Genomic DNA, 18,554 nt, shown 5'->3' with positions numbered 1-18,554 from the left:
TGTTTTTAAGCTTGGGGTATGGTCTCTTTTAAAAACTGGAACGTATATTGACCTACGAGGGGTTGGGCTTTCTTGTCTTGTGTCTTTAGACGATTGGCAAACCTTGCCGCTGATCAATGCTCCTGCTTTAAAAGAGACATGCTACGCACTTGAAAACAACACCGATGATCAATAGCAGTGTGCGGGTGTTGTGGCGAGCGAAGCCATGGATGGCGCAGCGCCCGCATCACGCCAGGATGGCGTGTTAAGGGAAGAACAACACTTGCACGCTGCAACATGCGCCAATTGTTCTTGAAAGTTTTTTATTTGAGGTGTGCTGGTCATTGCATGGCATAGCGTGTTCAGAGGCGCTTGTTCGTTAGTTTTTAACAGCCTGTGCGTGGCATACCGTACTTCGGGGCAGGTGTTTTTCCGTCGATGAACCCATCCTGGGTTCAACTCCGGGCTGCGCCAGGATGGCGTGTTAAGGGAAGAACAACACTTGCACACTGCAACATGCGCCAATTGTCCTTAAAAATTCTTTATTTGAGGTGTGCTGGTCATTGCGTGTCATACACTAATAATGCCTAATGTTTTCACGTGTCACTCAATGGGTCGCAGACGCTCTATGTCGACCGGCCCATAAAGGCTGACAGCCTAAAAAATTCTTACCAGCCAACCCCAACCCCAATCAAATAGCGACGATCATTCAAATCACCATATTGGCTGGATACCTTATCCCACTCAGCTTTTAAGCTCAGGGCCGCCCAACTGTTGACCTTATAGCGAACCCCTGCCTCACTGTCGAAAACATAATTGATCTCGCTAATAAAAGGCGCGCCAATCTCTCCCTTGCTATACAGCTCAAACGTTTTACCACTGATATAACGGTTGTAATCCCATGAAAATGTACTGGAGTTAAAACTTTTCTTCTCACCCGAATCAAATAAAAACCTATTGTGGTTAATCAAGCTTGATAAGGCAAAAGCCCCCAGCTCATTGTCCCAAAATTGGTAACCTGGGCCGGTACCGTAGGTGTGTTGTCTGCGCAGCTCTTCAATATGGTCGTTAATGTATTTGGCTTTGTTTTTCCAGAACCACTGCTCAGTAATAAAACGATCAAGCGCATAACTGGCCTCAAAACGCTCTGTCCTTTTCGCATTGTTTTTGGTTTCGTAATCGTACTCAGTGTCCAGCGCGTGTCGCCACAAGCCATGGCGCAGCTCAGTATTCATATCGATATCAAAGTCTTTGACATCATTTTCATTTTTCTTATAGTCGGCTGAAAAACTAATATTGCCCTTCCAGCGCAAGTCTTCAATCACCGGTTTAGGCTTCATCAACTGTTGAATATCTGCCAAAGCAATGGTTTTAGGGGTGTCACCGTTGATTAGCGTGACACTGCCTTCAGGTCCGGCACGCAGCGCTTTAGTAGATTCAGTTGTAAAATCATCCAGCTTGACCAGTAAAGGATGCTCTGTTTCCAGTGTCGCGACTTTTTTAATATCAAGGGTTATAGTGCCAGCGTAATCGGTCTTCAGTAGCAGCTTACCGTTATCTAAGAGTAGGATGCGTCCAGTCATCCGGTCACCGTTTTTGAGCCACGCAGTATCAGCTTGCGCATTGAAAGAAAATGTTAAAACAGCAAAAAAACAGTAAAAAGCCAACTGACGCATGATGACACACTCAAAAAAGGGTAAAAGATCAAGTTTAGGGCGCGTAGTGTAACGCCATGTCATACAAGACACGCAATGAAAAATAGGGTTCCGCAATGGATATAGAAAATAAGCAGCAGATGCGGATCATCTTGTATATGTTGGTGTCCAACATCCCACATGGGCGCTTGGTCACCTATGGGCAGCTTGCTAAAATGGCCGGTTACCCAGGCTTAGCGCGCTGGGTTGGGCGGGTTTTGAGTCAGTTGCCCGATGACACAGAGTTGCCTTGGCATCGGGTTGTTGCTGCCGGAGGGCGCTTAAGTTTGCCGCAAAACACCTGCGCAGGAGACGAACAACGCCAGCGCCTGCGTTCAGAGGGGATCTTCGTAGAGCAAGATCGTGTAAAGTTAGCCAATTATCAGTGGCAGCCCGATGCTGTCAGCGAGTAGAGTACGTCATTTGCACATGAAAACAGTACAGCATGCCACAGCATAGTTGGCGCACAGCCTTACAGACCTACTCTGATCCTGCAGTTCTTGCTTTATTGCTATTGGGCTTTGCGGCTGGCTTGCCCTATATGTTGGTTTTCTCGACACTCTCAGTATGGCTGCGTGAAGCAGGTGTAGCGCGCGAGACCATTGGCTATGCCAGTTTAATCGGCTTAGCCTATGCCTTTAAGTGGGTCTGGTCGCCGTTACTCGATCAATGGCGTTTGCCGCTGCTGGGCCGTTTAGGACGCCGCCGTTCTTGGCTGGTATTGTCGCAAGTGTTGGTGGCTGTTGGTTTGGCCGGTATGGCCTTGAGCAACCCGCAAAGTCACCTCGCAGTATTAATTGCTTTGGCTGTGTTGGTTGCCTTTGCTTCAGCCACGCAAGATATTGCGGTGGATGCCTATCGCTTAGAAATTCTTGATAACACCCGCCAAGCTGCGTTAGCCGCCAGTTATATGGCCGGTTATCGGGTTGCTGCCTTGCTGGCAACTGCTGGTGCGCTTTATTTTGCTGAGTGGTTTGGTTCAACGGGCGTGCAGTATCGACATGCAGCTTGGGCCAGCACCTATTTAATATTTGCCTTATTGATGTTGCCTGGTTTGTTAACCACCCTGTGGATGAAAGAGCCAGAACTGGTCACGCAAACGATCGATGCGGTGAGTCGCTACAAGCTCAGCCACCAATTAATTTCCGTGCTGGTGTTGATTGTGCTGTTGGTGTCTGTCCCCGCTATGATGACCCAGTTTTACCAAAGCGATTTTCAATCGTTACTGACAGGTCAGGCAGGCTTAGATGATTTGTTCTATAGCGATCGCGCATTCCTACGTGCATTGCTCTACACAATTCTTACGATTTTCTGCCTATCCTCGATGGGTCGTCGAGGGCTGGCGCCAGTGCTGACCCCAGTCAGTGACTTTGTTGTACGCTACCGCTGGCAAGCGCTGTTATTACTGGGCTTGGTGGCCACTTACCGTATGTCCGATACGGTAATGGGGGTGATGGCCAATGTGTTCTATATCGATCAAGGCTTTAGTAAAGATCAGATTGCAGGCGTCAGTAAGGTGTTCGGCCTGATTATGACGCTGCTGGGTGCTGGCATGGGTGGTTTGCTGATTGTGCGTTTTGGCATTATGCCGATTTTATTGATCGGCGGTATCGCCTCAGCAGCGACCAATCTTATGTTTGTGATCTTGGCAGGAATGGGGGCTGATCTGAATATGCTGATCGTGACTATTTCTTGCGATAATTTTAGCGCCGGTTTGGCCACGGCGGCCTTCGTTGCCTATTTGTCTAGCCTGACGAATTTACAGTTTTCCGCGACGCAATACGCACTGCTGAGCTCCATTATGCTGCTCTTGCCGCGTTTGATTGGTGGCTATTCAGGAGTGTTGGTTGATAAGTATGGCTATGAGCAGTTTTTTCTGATCAGTGCTGGATTAGGGGTGCCGACCGTTATTTTGATTATTTGGCAGTGGCGCAATGATCGGCGTAAAGCTGTTGTGCGAGCGCAAGAGGGTGTTAACGCAGAGCATTCTTGAGGTATTTTGTTACATGATCCAAGTGCTGTGCCCTTGAGATTTAGTCCGCTGGGGCGCATTAATAAAGTATAAATATTGTTAAGGTATGTGCAATGCGTGTTTTTTTCTTATTGTTTTTAGTTTTCCCTCTACTTGAGTTGTTTGTATTGATTCGTGTTGGTTCCAGTATTGGTGCACTGAGCACCTTAATGCTGGTGTTGGCCGGTGGTGTAATTGGTCTGTTGTGCATGCGTTTAGCAGGTTTAACCACAGCATTAAAAGTACGCGAGCGCATGGCGCAAGGCGAAGTGCCAAGCACAGATATGCTCAATGGCTTGCTAATGGTAGTGGCTGGCGGCTTGTTATTTTTACCGGGTTTTATCAGTGATGTTGTCGGTCTATTGGGCCTGCTGCCCATCACGAGACGCGTTTTAGTTAAACGTATTGCTCTGCATATGACTCACAGTGCTGCGCAATCGCAGCAGTTTTATGCGCACAGCCGCACTTATACGCAGCAAGATAGCCATACAGCGAACCCACAGAACCCTCAGGCACAAATCATTGAGGGCGAGTTTGAGCGCAAAGACCCCTAAATGACTGAGTGTGCGTGTGTGTAAAAAATCTTAGGCGCAGCCCTTGAAATCAATCTGTTCGCCCACATATACCTAACAGCATAAGATTCTGCGCTTGCAGATCATTTTGCGTGCTGCGCAGATGTGCAGTACGCCTCCGGCTTGCCGGATTTTATAAACGTGCCGATGAGTGTCATCGGTTGATGTAATTAACCCGTTGGGAGAGATCGACAATGAAGCTTCGTCCTCTGCATGACCGTGTGGTAATTCGCCGCAGTGAAGAAGAAACTAAAACCGCTGGTGGTATCGTGCTACCAGGTTCAGCGGCTGAAAAGCCAAACCAAGGCGAGATTCTTGCTGTAGGTACTGGCCGCGTTTTAGACAATGGTGAAGTACGTGCGCCTGCTGTAAAAGTGGGTGATAAGGTGGTTTTTGGTCCTTATTCCGGTAGTAACGCTATTAAAATTGATGGTGAAGAGCTGCTGGTAATGAGCGAAAGCGAAATTCTCGCGGTTGTTGAAGCTTAATTTATCCCCTTGCGTTTAAAGACACAGAATTGAGGAACAGATTACATGGCTGCTAAAGAAGTAAAATTCGGCGATTCAGGCCGTAAAAAAATGCTAGCTGGCGTCAACGTTTTAGCTGACGCAGTAAAAGCAACCTTAGGTCCAAAAGGCCGTCACGTTGTTTTAGAAAGAAGCTACGGTGCACCATCAATCACTAAAGATGGTGTTTCAGTAGCGAAAGAAATTGAGTTACAAGATCGCTTTGAAAATATGGGCGCACAGTTGGTTAAAGACGTTGCTTCTAAAGCCAACGACGAAGCCGGTGACGGTACCACCACTGCCACAGTATTGGCGCAAGCCATTGTTAACGAAGGCTTGAAAGCGGTTGCAGCGGGCATGAACCCGATGGACCTTAAGCGTGGTATTGATAAAGCTACCATCGCGATTGTTGAGCAAATTCAGTTGCTGGCCAAGCCATGCTCTGATAACAAAGCCATTGCTCAAGTCGGTACTATTTCAGCTAACGCTGATGCGTCAATCGGTGAAATCATTGCTAAAGCAATGGAAAAAGTCGGTAAAGAAGGCGTGATCACTGTTGAAGAAGGTTCAGGTCTGGATAACGAATTGTCTGTTGTTGAAGGCATGCAGTTTGATCGTGGTTACCTGTCACCGTACTTCATCAACAAGCCAGACACCATGGTTGCTGAGCTGGAAAGCCCACTGTTGCTGTTAGTTGATAAGAAAATCTCTAACATCCGCGAGTTGCTGCCAGTTTTGGAAGCCGTTGCTAAAGCCGGTCGTCCATTGCTAATTGTTGCCGAAGATGTTGAAGGCGAAGCATTAGCAACATTGGTTGTTAACAACATGCGCGGTATCGTTAAAGTGGCTGCGGTTAAAGCACCTGGTTTTGGCGATCGTCGTAAAGCCATGCTGCAAGATATCGCGATCCTAACTGGCGGTACGGTGATTTCTGAAGAAGTAGGTCTCAACCTTGATACCACGACTTTGGAGCACTTAGGTAACGCTAAGCGTGTGATCTTGAACAAAGACAACACCACAATTATTGATGGTGATGGTCAGCAGGCTGATATCGAAGCACGTGTTCTGCAGATCCGTAAGCAGATCGAAGAAACCACTTCAGACTACGACAAAGAGAAACTGCAAGAGCGTCTGGCTAAATTAGCTGGCGGTGTCGCGGTGATTAAAGTTGGCGCAGCCACTGAAGTTGAAATGAAAGAAAAGAAAGCACGCGTTGAAGATGCACTGCACGCAACCCGCGCAGCAGTTGAAGAAGGCGTGGTACCTGGCGGTGGTGTAGCGCTAGTACGTGCATTGCAGGCAATCAGCGAGCTGAAAGGCGACAATGAAGACCAGAACGTTGGTATTGCTCTGCTGCGTCGTGCGGTTGAATCACCACTGCGCCAGATCGTTGCTAACTCTGGGGATGAGCCAAGTGTTGTGGTTGATAAAGTTAAGCAAGGCGAAGGTAACTACGGTTACAACGCTGCAACCGGTGAATATGGCGACATGATTGCTATGGGTATTTTGGACCCAGCAAAAGTGACCCGCTCAGCACTGCAAGCAGCAGCGTCAATCGCTGGCTTGATGGTTACAACTGAAGCCATGATCGCTGAAATCAAAGATGACAGCGCACCTGCAATGCCTGATATGGGCGGCATGGGTGGAATGGGCGGCATGATGTGATGCATTTAATGCATTAATATCCTGCTGTTATGGCATCAAAAACGGCTACCAAGTGATTGGTGGCCGTTTTTTTTGCCCATCTGCAAGTTAACAGCTGAGAGGTGGTTGCAGCGATCAGTGACCTGATTGCTCACTTGGGGCTGCATCAGTAAGTGATTTTTAAATATACAAATAATGTTGAGTAGCAGAGATGGGGAGTCGATGGCGCTTAAACAATCCGTTTGACTAACAGCGGCCAAGGGTTTGTGCATCGTATTTAATTGCAGGGCAAGTAAAGCCCTGTTGTCTAGTGCAACAGGACTTTATAGCAAGAAAAGGGGTTAGCCTTGAGACAGCAGTTGGCGCAGCTCGATAATGGCAGCATTGGCGCGTGAAATATAGTTGGCCATAACCAATGAATGGTTGGCTAAAACACCAAAGCCGTCACCATTGAGAACCATTGGGCTCCATAGGGGTTCTTGTGCAGACTCTAGCTCACGAATGATTTGGCGAACGCTAATGGTGGCATTCTTTTTAGCAATGACATCGGCAAAATCAATTTCAATAGCGCGTAAAAAGTGCGAGAGCGCCCATGCTTGACCGCGTGCTTCATAAAATACGTTATCAATTTGCAACCAAGGGGTTTTAACGATCTCTTCTTCGCCTGATTGGGTTGCCGGTGTGCCATCAATTGAGAGGCCGCTTTCTGGATCGTTATCCATATTAAGACGAATTTTACCGACGCTGGCCGAGAGGCGTTGTGACAGTGAGCCGAGGCGGGTAGCAACATCGCCAAGCCAGTTATTTAAATTATCGGCGCGAGCATAAAACTGCGTGTTGGTTACTTCAGGATCGCTTAAGCGTTTTAAGTAGCGGTCAAGAGACTTAATCGCCAAGCGGTACTCATCTTCCGTGGCAGGTAGCACCCAGCTTTTATTATCAAAGTTAAAGCGTGGCTCAGCTTTAGCTAGATCTGCGTCTTCAGTGGATTGCGATTGTGAGCGGGCAAAGTCTTTGCGTAAGGCGCGCGATAAATCACGAACTTGCACTAACGCACCGTATTCCCATGACGGCATATTATCGAGCCAAATACCGGGTGGAGTAACGTCATTGGTTAAATAACCACCGGGCTTGTCTAGCAGTGTTGATGCGACCTTCTTAAGGGTGACAACTGTTGTATAACCAGTGACTATGGCTTGCTGTGATTGCTCAGCTGTTTCTTGTGTATGTTCTTGCACCGAGAAAAAGTCAGGCTCTTGGCTCCAATACCAACCTATGATGAGCGTTCCTAACAGGTAAACACTAACAACCGTCAGCACCGAGCGGCTGAACCAAATGCTTCCGAGGTAGCTTTTAGCGTCATCGACAGACTCACTCACTTGATCGTGTGCGTCTTGTGTACGTTTTTTCCAATTGAGCATGCGTGGGCCCTTTTATTGTGCTTGATTAACAGCCTGTAGCCTACTGCTGTGTGTGTGAAGTGTACTATAAAGCATGGCATAGCTCTTGTGCAGGCTAAGCCAGAACAATTGCCGCAACAGCTGGGGGTTAAACAATTATGTTGATTAGACAATGCCTAGAGCTGCAGAGATTGCAGCGCCGTATCAGCTGCTGTTGCTTTAAAGGCAATTGCGTCAACTCATAGGCTACAGAGCTTTATGTGCTGCTTGGCGTAATTTTTCCAGCAAGGCTTCGTTAGTGTAACCATCTGCGGGTAAGCCTTGAGCTTGCTGGAAGCTGCGCACCGCTTGGCGAGAGTTCACTCCGATAATACCGTCAGGCTGACCACTAGGGAAACCCAGCTGGTTGAGTAGTGTTTGCAGCTCGACGCGTTCTGTGCGGCTGAGCATTCGATCGTGCTTAGGCCAAGCGGCGGGAGCACGATAGTCGCCGTTAAGTGCATTGGATAGCAAACCAATGGCTAGCGCATACGATGACGAGTTGTTGTATTTCAAAATACTGCGAAAATTGTCTAGCAGCAGATAAGCTGGGCCTTGGTAGCCGCTGGGCAAAAATAAAGTGGCGGGGTGTTGCAGGTGCTGCTGATCAACCGGATCACGTGCCGTTAGTCCTGCAGCAAACCATTGTTCAAGGGTTTTGCTTTGTTGGCCATCTGCTTGTGCGTAGTCAAAAGCGCGCGCTGGCAATTGCACCTCAAATCCCCAGGGCTGCTCATGCTGCCAGCCGGATAAGCTCAAATAGTTTGCGGCTGAGGCTAGGGCATCAGCGCTAGAGCTCCAGATATCACGGCGACCATCGCCAGTAAAATCTACTGCATATTGACGGTAGGTGGTTGGCATAAACTGCGTTTGCCCCATTGCGCCAGCCCAAGAGCCAATCATGCCGCTGGAGCTGATATCGCCATCTTCGAGGATTTGCAGAGCAGCAATCAACTGACTGCGCCAAAATGCGTTACGGCGGCCTTCATAGGCTAACGTGGCCAGTGAGCGAATCACGCTTTTACTACCGATTTGCCGACCAAAACTGCTTTCCATACCCCACACGGCCACTAAAATGCTGGGCTCAACTTGGTAGCGTGCTTCGATGTCTTGTAAGGTTTTTGCATGCTCAGCCAGCAGCGCTTTACCGCGTGCGACACGCCATGATGAAACTGCGCTGTCTAAATATTCCCAAACGGGGCGGCTAAATTCAGGCTGACTTTGATCAGCAGATATCACTTGCGGGTCGGGGGTGAGGCCTGCAAATACTTGCTCAAACAATAATGGACTAACACCTTCGCTGATGGCTTGTGTACGCAAGTCCGCGCGCCAGTCAGCAAAGCTTTGCCGAGCAATGACTGCAGTTGTATCTGCTGAGACTGAAACTGAGTCATGCGCAGCCATCGGCTGAGCAGGGCTGCTGGCACTCACTTGGTTACTAAATAGGCCAATGAGGATCACAGCAAAACAAGAAAATAAGCGCTCAAGCATGGGACGTCTCAAAGATAACTTAGGGCTCAACTTTAGCATGCTGAGCGGTAATATAAATTCAGGTTAAGAAGGATAAAGTGGGCGGGTAGACTAAAGCAACGCCAATATTAAGCAGCCAAAAATAAAAAAGCCTCTGGGCTATTAAACCGAGAGGCTTTGTTGTTGCGGCGGTAGCTGCCTTTGCCTTTTTTAGGTTGCTCTTGGCGGCTGCGAAACAATGGCTGGGCAACAATGGATTTGGCTTTATTGGTGCGTTTTTCAGAACGCTGACTCATTGTCTACTCCTTGCGAGCACTCGCTCGTGTGGGTTGTTAAGCACTTTTAAGTGCCGTTAAGTATTCTATTCTATTGTATGGATGTCCAGTGTTTTCTTTAGGTTTATTATCAGACAGGCTGCACTGAGAAAAGTGCAGCCTGTCTGATAAAAATAGTTGCGTGTTTACGCTAAGCGCTTGTAGCGCACGCGTTTAGGCTGTGCAGCAGCATCGCCCAAACGTTTTTTGCGGTCCGCTTCGTATTCTGTGTAGTTGCCTTCAAAGAACACCACGCTGGAGTCATCTTCATACGACAAAATGTGTGTCGCAATGCGGTCAAGAAACCAGCGGTCATGCGAAATCACAATAGCCGAGCCTGGAAAATCCAGCAGGGCTTCTTCCAGTGCGCGTAAGGTTTCCACATCGAGGTCGTTGGACGGCTCATCGAGTAGCAAAACGTTGGCACCTTGCTTGAGGGTCATGGCCAAGTGTAGGCGGCCGCGCTCACCACCGGATAAGTCCTTAACAAACTTTTGCTGATCTGAACCTTTAAAGTTAAAACGACCCACGTAACCCCGTGATGGCACTTCGTAGTTACCGACTTTAATCATGTCGTAACCGTCAGAGATTTGTTCCCAAACAGTTTTTGAGCCGTCAAGGTTGTCACGTTGCTGATCAACACTGGCCAGTTGCACGCTGTCGCCGATGACGATTTCACCTGAATCCGGCTGTTCGGTGCCCATGATCATGCGAAACAGGGTGGATTTACCCGCGCCGTTACCGCCAATCACGCCAACAATGGCACCTTTGGGTACGGTAAAGGACAAGTCATCAATCAGTACGCGATCACCGTAGGCTTTGCTGACGCCATTAACTTCGATGACTTGATCACCTAAGCGCTCGCCAGCTGGGATGTAAATTTCGTTGGTTTCGCTACGCTTTTGGAATTCTTGCGATTGCATTTCTTCAAAGCGTGATAAGCGGGCTTTGGATTTGGCTTGACGGCCTTTAGCGCCTTGGCGTACCCACTCAAGCTCGGCCTTCATGGCTTTGTTGTGCGAGGACTCTTGTTTAGCTTCTTGGCTTAAACGAGCGGCCTTGGCTTCCAGCCATTGTGAATAATTGCCTTCAAAGGGAATGCCTTGGCCGCGATCCAGCTCAAGAATCCAGCCTGCAACGTTATCTAGGAAGTAGCGGTCGTGGGTAATCGCCACCACAGTGCCGGTGAAATCATGTAAGAAACGCTCAAGCCAAGCTACTGAGTCCGCATCCAAGTGGTTGGTTGGCTCATCAAGTAGCAACATATCTGGGGCTGACAATAATAAGCGACACAGAGCCACGCGGCGTTTTTCACCACCGGATAAGAATTCAATTTTGGCATCCCAAGGCGGTAGGCGCAGGGCATCAGCAGCGACTTCGAGTTGGCGCTCAATGTTATGACCGTCGCTGGCTTGGATGATGGCTTCGAGCTTTGCTTGCTCGGTGGCTAGCGCATCAAAGTCTGCGTCGGGCTCAGCATAGGCGGCATAGACTTCATCTAAACGCTGTTGCGCTGCTTTAACTTCGCCTAATGCTTCTTCGACGATTTCGCGCACGGTTTTTTCTGGTTCGAGCTGTGGTTCTTGCGGTAAGTAGCCGATGTTTAAGCCGGGCATGGGGCGTGCCTCACCGTTAAATTCGGTGTCAACGCCGGCCATAATGCGCAGCAGTGTAGATTTACCTGAGCCGTTTAAACCCAGCACACCAATTTTTGCGCCTGGGTAAAAGGACAGAGAAATATCTTTTAAAATTTCGCGTTTAGGCGGCACAACTTTGCCGAGGCGGTGCATCGTGAAAACATACTGTGACATGAGTTACCTGAATAATTAGAGGTGAAGTGGTTGGTCTTGTCTCTATTGCTAAAAGGCCCACCATAAAAGTGCAGCTATTGTAGCGTTTTATGGGCTATTAAGCAGCCTTCAGGCATACATCTATTTAACAACTTAAGCCTGTAGCATGCTGTGTTTCACAATTGGTTTTTATTCGTCAGTTTTTAATAGTTTGTGTGGTGCTTAGCGTACTCGGGTGTTTGTTTGTTGGTTTTTAATAGCTTGTGCGTGGTATAGCGTACTTTTGGGGCTGTTTGTCGGTTTTAATAGCTCTTGCGTGGCATACCGTACTTCGGGGTAGGTGTTTTTCCGTCGATGAACCCATCCTGGGTTCAACTCCGGCGCTGCGCCATCCTTGGCTTCGCTTGTCACACCAACCCCGAAGCACTCGTTGATCATCGGTGTTGTTATTAAGATTGATATAGGGCTCATCTGTATCTGGAAGCTTTGTGTTTACATGTTAAGTTTGGTGGGTGATTTTTTGTTCTGGTTCTGGTTCTGGCTTTGACTCTGGCTCTGAACTCTAAGGTTTGCTCTTGGCTGTGCTGGCTTAAGTTTTTATAAGATGAGCAAACCCTAGCGCAGATCAATGCTCCTGCTTTAAACGAGCCATGCTACAGACTTGAAAACAACATCAATGATCAACTGCAGTGTGCAGGTGTTGTGGCGAGCGAAGCCAGGGATGGCGTAGCGCCCGCATCACGCCAGGATGGCGTGTTAAGGGAAGAACAACACTTGCACGCTGCAACATGCGCGAATAATGCTTTAAGGTTTTCATAGGAGCGGCATATACAAATTATTCCTGATGCGCTTGATTCTTGAGAACAATAAAAGAGGGTTGTTTTGTATGATAAACACTGCGTGAGCAAGACTTATTGTCAGAGTGATAGCCTTTCATGTGCTATGGCCGTTCAGATAATGTAGAATCCGATCTTATCTATTTTATTAGCCTTGTTGATTCCATGAGGACCGCTATGTTCAGCCGTGATTTGACTATTGCCCGATTTGACGCCGAACTTTTTGATGCGATGGAGAAAGAAGCCCAGCGCCAAGAAGAGCACATTGAGCTGATTGCATCTGAAAACTACACCAGCCCTGCGGTAATGGAGGCACAAGGCTCTGTGCTGACCAATAAGTACGCCGAAGGCTACCCAGGAAAGCGCTACTACGGTGGTTGTGAGTACGTCGATATTATCGAGCAGTTGGCGATTGATCGCGCGAAAGAACTGTTTGGTGCTGATTACGCCAACGTTCAGCCCCATGCTGGTTCACAAGCAAACGCAGCGGTATTCTTAGCTTTATTAGAAGGGGGCGATACCATCTTAGGTATGAGTTTGGCGCACGGTGGTCACTTGACCCACGGCTCAAGCGTTAGCTCTTCAGGCAAGCTTTATAACGCCATTCAGTACGGTGTTGATGATGCCGGCATGATCGACTACGACGAAGTTGAGCGTTTGGCTTTAGAGCACAAACCAAAAATGATTATTGCTGGCTTCTCAGCGTACTCGCAGGTGCTGGATTTCCCACGCTTCCGTGAAATTGCTGACAAAGTTGGCGCCTACCTGTTTGTTGATATGGCCCACGTTGCTGGTTTGGTTGCTGCAGGTATTTACCCGAACCCAGTGCCATACGCTGATGTGGTGACCACCACTACGCACAAAACCTTGCGTGGCCCACGTGGTGGTTTGATTCTTGCGCGTGCTAACGAAGTGATTGAGAAAAAACTCAACTCAGCAGTGTTCCCCGGCACTCAAGGTGGTCCACTTGAGCACGTGATTGCTGGTAAAGCGATTTGCTTTAAAGAAGCATTACAGCCTGAGTTTAAGGTGTATCAAGAGCAAGTGGTCAAGAATGCACAAACGATGGTTAAGGTGTTTATGGATCGTGGCTTTGATGTGATTTCTGGCAGTACTTTTAATCACCTGTTCCTTGTGTCATTGATCAAGCAAGATATCACCGGTAAAGATGCAGATGCGGCATTAGGCGAAGCCTTTATCACTGTGAACAAAAACTCTGTACCCAACGATCCACGCTCACCTTTTGTTACGTCGGGTCTGCGAATTGGAACACCAGCAATCACCACGCGCGGCTTTAAAGAAGCAGAGTGCCGTGAGCTGGCTGGCTGGATTTGCGATATTCTCGACAATATGGGTGACACCTCGGTGATTGATGCGGTACGTGAGAAAGTACTCGCAGTCTGTGCAAAGCACCCTGTATACGTTAACTAAGTTATTGTTTGATAAAAACCCAGCTTCTGAACTGACCCCAAAAAGATTGACTAACTTTTTGGGGTTTTTTATGGCTGCCAAATAATAACTGCCACAGCTGTTGCGCGCTGCCGCAAGCCGATAGTGATAGCAGCGGCGGATAATGTGTCACTAGAAAAACAAGAAAAATTAGAAAAAACCTTTGCGTTGAATGCAAATCTTTCGCATTATTGTCGCCTGATTTTGTTGGCTCCGAGATATCAGATCTCTACTGCTCTAACCAGAAAGGTTTTACTGGTGCGTGCTTTTATGTGCTCACATCAACGCTAAGCCTGTTTGATTTTCCTTAACCCTCTTTAGGTATGCACTGTGTTGAAAAAAATAGTTTATGCACTGGCTGGAATCAGCTTAATGGCGTGCTCTAGCAGCCAAGATCCTTATCAGCAAACCAGTGCAGCACTGGGTGAGCAGGTGATTTATCAAGCGCATCAGCAATGGCAAGCGAGCAATCAACAGTTGGCTAGCAGCGCTCAAGCTTTTTGTCAGGCTGAGCAGAGCCTTGAGCAAACGCGCGCTGATTTCTTGCAGGCGCAGCATGCTTGGGCGGCGTTGCAGCCATTATTGATTGGCCCGCTCAATGAAGGTAATCGTGCTTGGCAAGTACAGTTTTGGCCTGATAAGAAAAACTTAGTGGCGCGCCAAGTCAAACAGTTTCTAAAAGCCAACCCCGAACACACACTGGCTGATGTACAGAGCGGCAGCGTGGTGGTTCAGGGCTTAAGTGCGTATGAATACTTGCTGTTTGATCAAGATGTTGATTTTACCGAGGCGTCGCACAAACAGCGCTATTGCCCTCTATTACAGCAGATTGCGGTCAATCAGCAACAACTTGCTGATGACGTTATCAGCCAATGGCAAGGCAATGAAGGCATGCTGGCGCAATTAACTGAGTTCCCCAATCAGCGTTATGCTGAGCCGCTGGAAGCATTGACCGCCATCCTGCAAGCGCAAGTGATCAGCCTTGATGGTCTAAAGAAAAAGCTGGGTACACCGCTGGGACGCAGCGAGAAAGATAGTGTTCAGCCGCATCAAGCACAGTCGTGGCGCAGCCAGGCGTCTTTGAATAATTTATCTGCTGAGTTAAGCAGTGCCTTAGCCCTGTGGCAGGGCGTTGATCAGCATGCATTGCGCAGCTTATTGGGCGCTGAGCATGCGGATCTGATTAAACAAATTGATGCGGCCTACTTGCAAGCACAGAACGAGTTGGCGGCTTTTAAACAGCCGCTAACCGTCTTGCTCGGCGATGAACAGCAGCGCCAAGCCTTGTTTAAGCTGTATGAAAGTTTTGATCGAGTCCATCGTCTGCATGAAGACGAGCTGACGCTCGCCTTGGGTGTACAACTGGGCTTTAATGCCAACGATGGTGATTGAGTATGCAACGTCGCACATTTTTAGCTGCCGGGTTGGCAGCCCTAGCCGGTACTGCTGTTGTGGGCTGGCGCTTATGGCCGCAGGGGCGTCAGCCGCTGCTATTGTCTGCGCGCGATAATGCTGCTGGTCAACACTTTGCCGTTGCTTATACGCTTTCTGGTGAGAAAGTGTTTGCTACCCAAGTCAGTGAACGCTGTCATGATATTTGTATGCACCCATCTTTACCGCTGGCGGTGTTTGTCGGGCGCAGACCCGCAACTGAAAGTTACCTCTTGGATTTACAAACAGGGCAGCTGCTGCAAACCTTTAGCACGCCGACGAATCGCCATTTTCAAGGTCACGCGGTATTTGATGCACGCGGTGAGCGCTTGTACAGCACAGAGAATGATACCGATGAGCCTGGGCGCGGGGTGATTGGTGTGTGGCAGTTGACGGCGACGCAGCAGATGCAGCGTACAACGGAGTTATCAAGCCATGGTGTTGGCCCGCATCAACTATTGTGGATGCCAGATGGCAAAACTTTGGTGGTGGCCAACGGCGGTATTCGCACCGAATCTGGCAGCCGCGAAGAGCTGAATCTGGATGCCATGGAGCCGAGTCTAGTGCTGATGGGCACAGACGGTGAATGCTTGAGCAAAGAAGTGCTGGCTGACTCAATGAACAGCATTCGTCATTTAGCCGTAGCGCGCGATGGTACCGTGATTGCCGTGCAGCAATATCAAGGGCGTCAGCAAGAGCGCATAGATTTGTTGGCGGTTAAGCGCCCGCAGCAAGCCTTGGCAGTGTTTCCTGTGGCAGAGCAACAACGCAGCAAGATGCAGCAATACGCCGCCAGTGTCGCGATCCATGATGACTTGCGCTTAGTGGCGATGACGGCTCCGCGCGGTGGTCGTGTGTTTATCTGGGATTTAGACAGTGCTGAATTACGTTTGGATGCGCCATTTCCTGATTGCGCTGGTGTGGCGGCCAGCAGCGAGGGTTTTGTCGTGACCACGGGTGTGGGCCGCTGCCGCGCTTATGATTGCCGTACAGAAAAAATCAGCATGCACGCGTTAAATATGCCTGCAGGCTTGTGGGATAATCACGCAGTATTAGTGTGATGCGGTATGCGGAGCAGTTTTATCGGCTGCACCGCAGAACGCTATCACTGCTCGGTTAGGGCAGCTGTGGGCTGTTATAAAAGCCTTGCAATACCTTAATCAAATACGCCAAGTCATGGCTGCCTGCCAGTTCTCGAATCGAGTGCATAGCAAAGGTGGGTACGCCAATATCAATGGTTTGTACGCCGAGCTGACCGGCAGTAATAGGGCCAATGGTCGAGCCGCAACCTAAGTCGCTGCGCGTAACAAAGCTTTGCACAGGTACGTCGGCTTGTTGGCAGAGCAGCTTAAAAAAACTTGAGGTTTCGCTGTTGGTGGCATAACGCTGGTTGGCGTTGACTTTGATTACTGGGCCTTGATTGAGCAGCGGGCCATGATTGCCGTCATGCTTGTCGGCATAGTTAGGGTGAATGCCGTGCGCGTTATCGGCAGAAATTAACAGAGAGTTTTGCAGACAACGAACAAAATCCTCTTCTGACTCCAGCACACGGCGCAGTACCTGTTCCAAAAACGGCCCATCGGCACCGCAGGCAGAATTGGAGCCCACTTCTTCGTGGTCAGTGCACACCAAAACTTGCGTGTACTCATCATCACTGTTGAGCAGTGCGTGTAAGCCAGCATAGCAAGATAACAAGTTGTCTAAGCGTGCACCGGCGATAAAATCATGGCTTAAACCAATGACTGCAGCAGGCTGGCTGTCATAAAAGCACAGCTCGTAATCCAGCACGCTGACCTCAGTGAGGCCGTGCTCGCGCTGCAGTTGTTCGGCTAGCAGGGCGCGCAAATCTTTACTTTCATCAGCGTGCAGCTGTGCCAAGATCGGTGGTAATTCTGTTTGCGCGTTAATCGTCCAGCCGCTATTGGCTTCACGGTTGAGGTGAATAGCCAAGTTAGGAATGGTGGCAATCGCCTGTTTGAAATCAATTAAACGGCTGTGCAATTGTCCGTTTTGTTTAAAGGTTACTCGGCCAGCTAGAGATAAATCCCGGTCAAACCAGGGGTGCAGTAGTACGCCACCATAGACTTCAACGCCTAGCTGCCAATAACCGTGGCAGGATAGCTCAGGCTGTGGCTTAACCTTTAAACAAGGGCTGTCGGTGTGCGCGCCAAGCATGCGCATGCCGTGCTCGACTGGGTCGTTTTTGCCCAATTGGATTGCAATAATTGAGGAGTCGTTACGGGTTACATAATAGCGCCCTTGCGGCTTGAGCTGCCATGTTTCCCGCTCATCCAAGGCCTCATAACCAGCCTCTTGCAAGGCTTGGCAGATACTTTGAGTGGCGTGAAAGGGGCTTGGTGAGCGCTGTAGGAAATCCAATAAACCCTGGCTGGGCGTGCTATGCATGATAACTCCGGCAATTAAAACAATTGCAAAAGTTTAGCACTATTGATGCGGCGAGGCGATATGTGGCCCGCGAGCCCATATGAATAGGGCTATCAGCTAGTAATGATGGCGACTTACTGATTGTGCTCTATAGGCCAAAGTTTGATCGGTGCGCCTGTCGCCGGCCATAGTAATAATTGTTGATGCTCTGCAAAGGACCAGCGTTGAACATTTGCTAAAGCGGCTAAAAAGCGTTGCTCCTGTTCCATCAGCGCGGGAGCGCAGAGCTTACGTGTGGTGGCGATATTGTGCAGACTGAACTGATTGCCGCTGAGCTGGTACTCTGCCATCCAATTGTTACAGCCGGCTAGGCCAGCAGCGCGCTGCTGATCAACTAGGGTTAAAGTTAGCATACTTCTGTCAATCAGCGGGCGCTCGCCAATCCACTCAACTTGATAACTTTGTGTGCTCTGCAGTTGCAGTTGTGGTTCAGGCAGGCTACGGCAAGCACTGAGTGCGGCTGCGCAGCTGATAAGCAGTATTTTTTTCATTGCAGTGGTGCTCCACAGTGCAGTGGCTGTTTCATGATTAGGCTTCAGATTGCTGGCATGAGCGGCATAAATGGCGGCCATCACGATTCATCCAGCCCAGCTCTAGCAAGCGTTGCTCGGCGGCAGCTTGTTTAGCGGCGTTACCAAGGCTGGCATCCACCGCAAACTCTAAGGCGAGCAAGCTGCCACAGCCATCACACTGCACTTGCCAGGTATGGATCGCCAGCTCTTTAAATACCGGGCCGCTGGCCACAGCAGTCCATTGCCCAGGCGGGTTAATTAAGTGGCGTACTTTGTTGACCTGCAAGCGCATGCTCAGTGATTTGCTACCCTTGAGCGTCACTTGCAGTGTATCGCCCACTTGTATAGAGCCGCCTTGCCCAGTGACTTGATATTGACCGGGAGATAAAGCGCGGCACTCAGTAAGTGTGTGCTGTGGGTTGAGTAAGGTGTAGCGAAAGTCATGTTCGGCCATGCCGGTCT

17 protein-coding genes are annotated in these 18,554 nt (G+C 49.1%); 8 read left to right on the top strand and 9 right to left on the bottom strand.

Translation table 11 applies throughout. The features are described 5' to 3' along the window. Positions 1-113: 113 nt before the first annotated feature. Positions 114-278, bottom strand: a complete 165-nt coding sequence (locus FXF61_RS14890; RefSeq protein WP_178087281.1) for a hypothetical protein — start codon at positions 276-278, stop codon at positions 114-116. Between the two features lie 369 nt (positions 279-647). Further along, positions 648-1,655 (bottom strand): DUF481 domain-containing protein, encoded by a 1,008-nt coding sequence (locus FXF61_RS09260; protein ID WP_151186061.1) that lies wholly within the window; start codon positions 1,653-1,655, stop codon positions 648-650. Positions 1,656-1,750: 95 nt separating this feature from the next. Here FXF61_RS09260 and FXF61_RS09255 point away from each other — a divergent pair, with 95 nt between their 5' ends. The 5 genes from FXF61_RS09255 (at position 1,751) to groL (ending at position 6,427) form a co-directional block, all read left to right on the top strand. Beyond that, positions 1,751-2,086: an MGMT family protein gene (locus tag FXF61_RS09255; RefSeq protein WP_151184990.1), complete on the top strand. Its 336-nt coding sequence runs from the start codon at positions 1,751-1,753 to the stop codon at positions 2,084-2,086. A 32-nt stretch (positions 2,087-2,118) separates the two neighbouring features. Continuing rightward, a complete protein-coding gene (locus FXF61_RS09250; RefSeq protein ID WP_151184989.1) occupies positions 2,119-3,666 on the top strand; it encodes an AmpG family muropeptide MFS transporter in 1,548 nt (515 codons plus the stop codon). Positions 3,667-3,758: 92 nt separating this feature from the next. Then, positions 3,759-4,238, top strand: coding sequence for an FxsA family protein (locus FXF61_RS09245; RefSeq protein WP_151184988.1), 480 nt, complete (start codon positions 3,759-3,761; stop codon positions 4,236-4,238). A gap of 212 nt (positions 4,239-4,450) precedes the next feature. Continuing rightward, positions 4,451-4,744, top strand: coding sequence for a co-chaperone GroES (locus FXF61_RS09240; RefSeq protein ID WP_151184987.1), 294 nt, complete (start codon positions 4,451-4,453; stop codon positions 4,742-4,744). 45 nt (positions 4,745-4,789) lie between these two features. Next, positions 4,790-6,427 (top strand): chaperonin GroEL, encoded by a 1,638-nt coding sequence (groL, locus tag FXF61_RS09235; RefSeq protein ID WP_151184986.1) that lies wholly within the window; start codon positions 4,790-4,792, stop codon positions 6,425-6,427. A 320-nt stretch (positions 6,428-6,747) separates the two neighbouring features. On the opposite strand, the gene FXF61_RS09230 is transcribed toward groL, so the two are convergent. From FXF61_RS09230 to ettA, 4 genes are all read right to left on the bottom strand, one after another. Further along, positions 6,748-7,827, bottom strand: a complete 1,080-nt coding sequence (locus tag FXF61_RS09230) for a DUF2333 family protein (RefSeq protein ID WP_151184985.1) — start codon at positions 7,825-7,827, stop codon at positions 6,748-6,750. Between the two features lie 225 nt (positions 7,828-8,052). Then, entirely contained in the window at positions 8,053-9,336 is a 1,284-nt protein-coding gene (locus tag FXF61_RS09225) for a lytic murein transglycosylase (protein ID WP_151184984.1), read from the bottom strand. 107 nt (positions 9,337-9,443) lie between these two features. Next, positions 9,444-9,611, bottom strand: coding sequence for an alternative ribosome rescue factor ArfA (gene arfA / locus FXF61_RS09220; RefSeq protein WP_151184983.1), 168 nt, complete (start codon positions 9,609-9,611; stop codon positions 9,444-9,446). Positions 9,612-9,775: 164 nt separating this feature from the next. Next, the gene (gene ettA / locus FXF61_RS09215) at positions 9,776-11,440 is read right to left on the bottom strand and encodes an energy-dependent translational throttle protein EttA (protein ID WP_151184982.1); all 1,665 of its coding nucleotides are present in this window, start codon (positions 11,438-11,440) and stop codon (positions 9,776-9,778) included. A 992-nt stretch (positions 11,441-12,432) separates the two neighbouring features. Here ettA and glyA point away from each other — a divergent pair. The 3 genes from glyA (at position 12,433) to FXF61_RS09200 (ending at position 16,196) form a co-directional block, all read left to right on the top strand. Further along, positions 12,433-13,686: a serine hydroxymethyltransferase gene (gene glyA, locus FXF61_RS09210; RefSeq protein ID WP_151184981.1), complete on the top strand. Its 1,254-nt coding sequence runs from the start codon at positions 12,433-12,435 to the stop codon at positions 13,684-13,686. A 390-nt stretch (positions 13,687-14,076) separates the two neighbouring features. Continuing rightward, positions 14,077-15,096: an imelysin family protein gene (locus FXF61_RS09205; RefSeq protein ID WP_151186060.1), complete on the top strand. Its 1,020-nt coding sequence runs from the start codon at positions 14,077-14,079 to the stop codon at positions 15,094-15,096. Between the two features lie 2 nt (positions 15,097-15,098). Continuing rightward, on the top strand, positions 15,099-16,196 hold the full coding sequence (locus FXF61_RS09200) for a DUF1513 domain-containing protein (protein ID WP_151184980.1): 1,098 nt from the start codon (positions 15,099-15,101) through the stop codon (positions 16,194-16,196). A gap of 55 nt (positions 16,197-16,251) precedes the next feature. On the opposite strand, the gene FXF61_RS09195 is transcribed toward FXF61_RS09200, so the two are convergent. The 3 genes from FXF61_RS09195 to FXF61_RS09185 all read right to left on the bottom strand — a co-directional run bounded on the left by FXF61_RS09195 (position 16,252) and on the right by FXF61_RS09185 (position 18,546). Beyond that, entirely contained in the window at positions 16,252-17,541 is a 1,290-nt protein-coding gene (locus tag FXF61_RS09195; protein WP_151184979.1) for a M18 family aminopeptidase, read from the bottom strand. Positions 17,542-17,654: 113 nt separating this feature from the next. Further along, the gene (locus FXF61_RS09190) at positions 17,655-18,071 is read right to left on the bottom strand and encodes an META domain-containing protein (RefSeq protein WP_151186059.1); all 417 of its coding nucleotides are present in this window, start codon (positions 18,069-18,071) and stop codon (positions 17,655-17,657) included. A 37-nt stretch (positions 18,072-18,108) separates the two neighbouring features. Further along, complete coding sequence (locus FXF61_RS09185; RefSeq protein ID WP_151184978.1) at positions 18,109-18,546, bottom strand: hypothetical protein; 438 nt, start codon at positions 18,544-18,546, stop codon at positions 18,109-18,111. Positions 18,547-18,554: the final 8 nt, after the last annotated feature.

The sequence above is a fragment of the Pseudomonas sp. C27(2019) genome (assembly GCF_008807395.1).
Taxonomy (GTDB): domain Bacteria; phylum Pseudomonadota; class Gammaproteobacteria; order Pseudomonadales; family Pseudomonadaceae; genus Denitrificimonas.
The sequence above is the reverse complement of the archived record's forward strand: the minus strand, read 5'-3'. Positions and strand labels throughout refer to the sequence as shown.

Excerpts from the sequence above, each read along its gene's own strand:
- ettA (WP_151184982.1), bottom strand. The coding sequence starts at position 11,440 with ATGTCACAGTATGTTTTCACGATGCACCGCCTCGGCAAAGTTGTGCCG.
- FXF61_RS09225 (WP_151184984.1), bottom strand. The coding sequence starts at position 9,336 with ATGCTTGAGCGCTTATTTTCTTGTTTTGCTGTGATCCTCATTGGCCTA.
- FXF61_RS09245 (WP_151184988.1), top strand. The coding sequence starts at position 3,759 with ATGCGTGTTTTTTTCTTATTGTTTTTAGTTTTCCCTCTACTTGAGTTG.
- FXF61_RS14890 (WP_178087281.1), bottom strand. The coding sequence starts at position 278 with ATGTTGCAGCGTGCAAGTGTTGTTCTTCCCTTAACACGCCATCCTGGC.
- FXF61_RS09260 (WP_151186061.1), bottom strand. The coding sequence starts at position 1,655 with ATGCGTCAGTTGGCTTTTTACTGTTTTTTTGCTGTTTTAACATTTTCT.
- FXF61_RS09190 (WP_151186059.1), bottom strand. The coding sequence starts at position 18,071 with ATGAAAAAAATACTGCTTATCAGCTGCGCAGCCGCACTCAGTGCTTGC.
- FXF61_RS09255 (WP_151184990.1), top strand. The coding sequence starts at position 1,751 with ATGGATATAGAAAATAAGCAGCAGATGCGGATCATCTTGTATATGTTG.
- glyA (WP_151184981.1), top strand. The coding sequence starts at position 12,433 with ATGTTCAGCCGTGATTTGACTATTGCCCGATTTGACGCCGAACTTTTT.
- FXF61_RS09250 (WP_151184989.1), top strand. The coding sequence starts at position 2,119 with ATGCCACAGCATAGTTGGCGCACAGCCTTACAGACCTACTCTGATCCT.
- FXF61_RS09200 (WP_151184980.1), top strand. The coding sequence starts at position 15,099 with ATGCAACGTCGCACATTTTTAGCTGCCGGGTTGGCAGCCCTAGCCGGT.
- FXF61_RS09205 (WP_151186060.1), top strand. The coding sequence starts at position 14,077 with ATGGCGTGCTCTAGCAGCCAAGATCCTTATCAGCAAACCAGTGCAGCA.
- FXF61_RS09240 (WP_151184987.1), top strand. The coding sequence starts at position 4,451 with ATGAAGCTTCGTCCTCTGCATGACCGTGTGGTAATTCGCCGCAGTGAA.
- arfA (WP_151184983.1), bottom strand. The coding sequence starts at position 9,611 with ATGAGTCAGCGTTCTGAAAAACGCACCAATAAAGCCAAATCCATTGTT.
- groL (WP_151184986.1), top strand. The coding sequence starts at position 4,790 with ATGGCTGCTAAAGAAGTAAAATTCGGCGATTCAGGCCGTAAAAAAATG.
- FXF61_RS09185 (WP_151184978.1), bottom strand. The coding sequence starts at position 18,546 with ATGGCCGAACATGACTTTCGCTACACCTTACTCAACCCACAGCACACA.
- FXF61_RS09230 (WP_151184985.1), bottom strand. The coding sequence starts at position 7,827 with ATGCTCAATTGGAAAAAACGTACACAAGACGCACACGATCAAGTGAGT.
- FXF61_RS09195 (WP_151184979.1), bottom strand. The coding sequence starts at position 17,541 with ATGCATAGCACGCCCAGCCAGGGTTTATTGGATTTCCTACAGCGCTCA.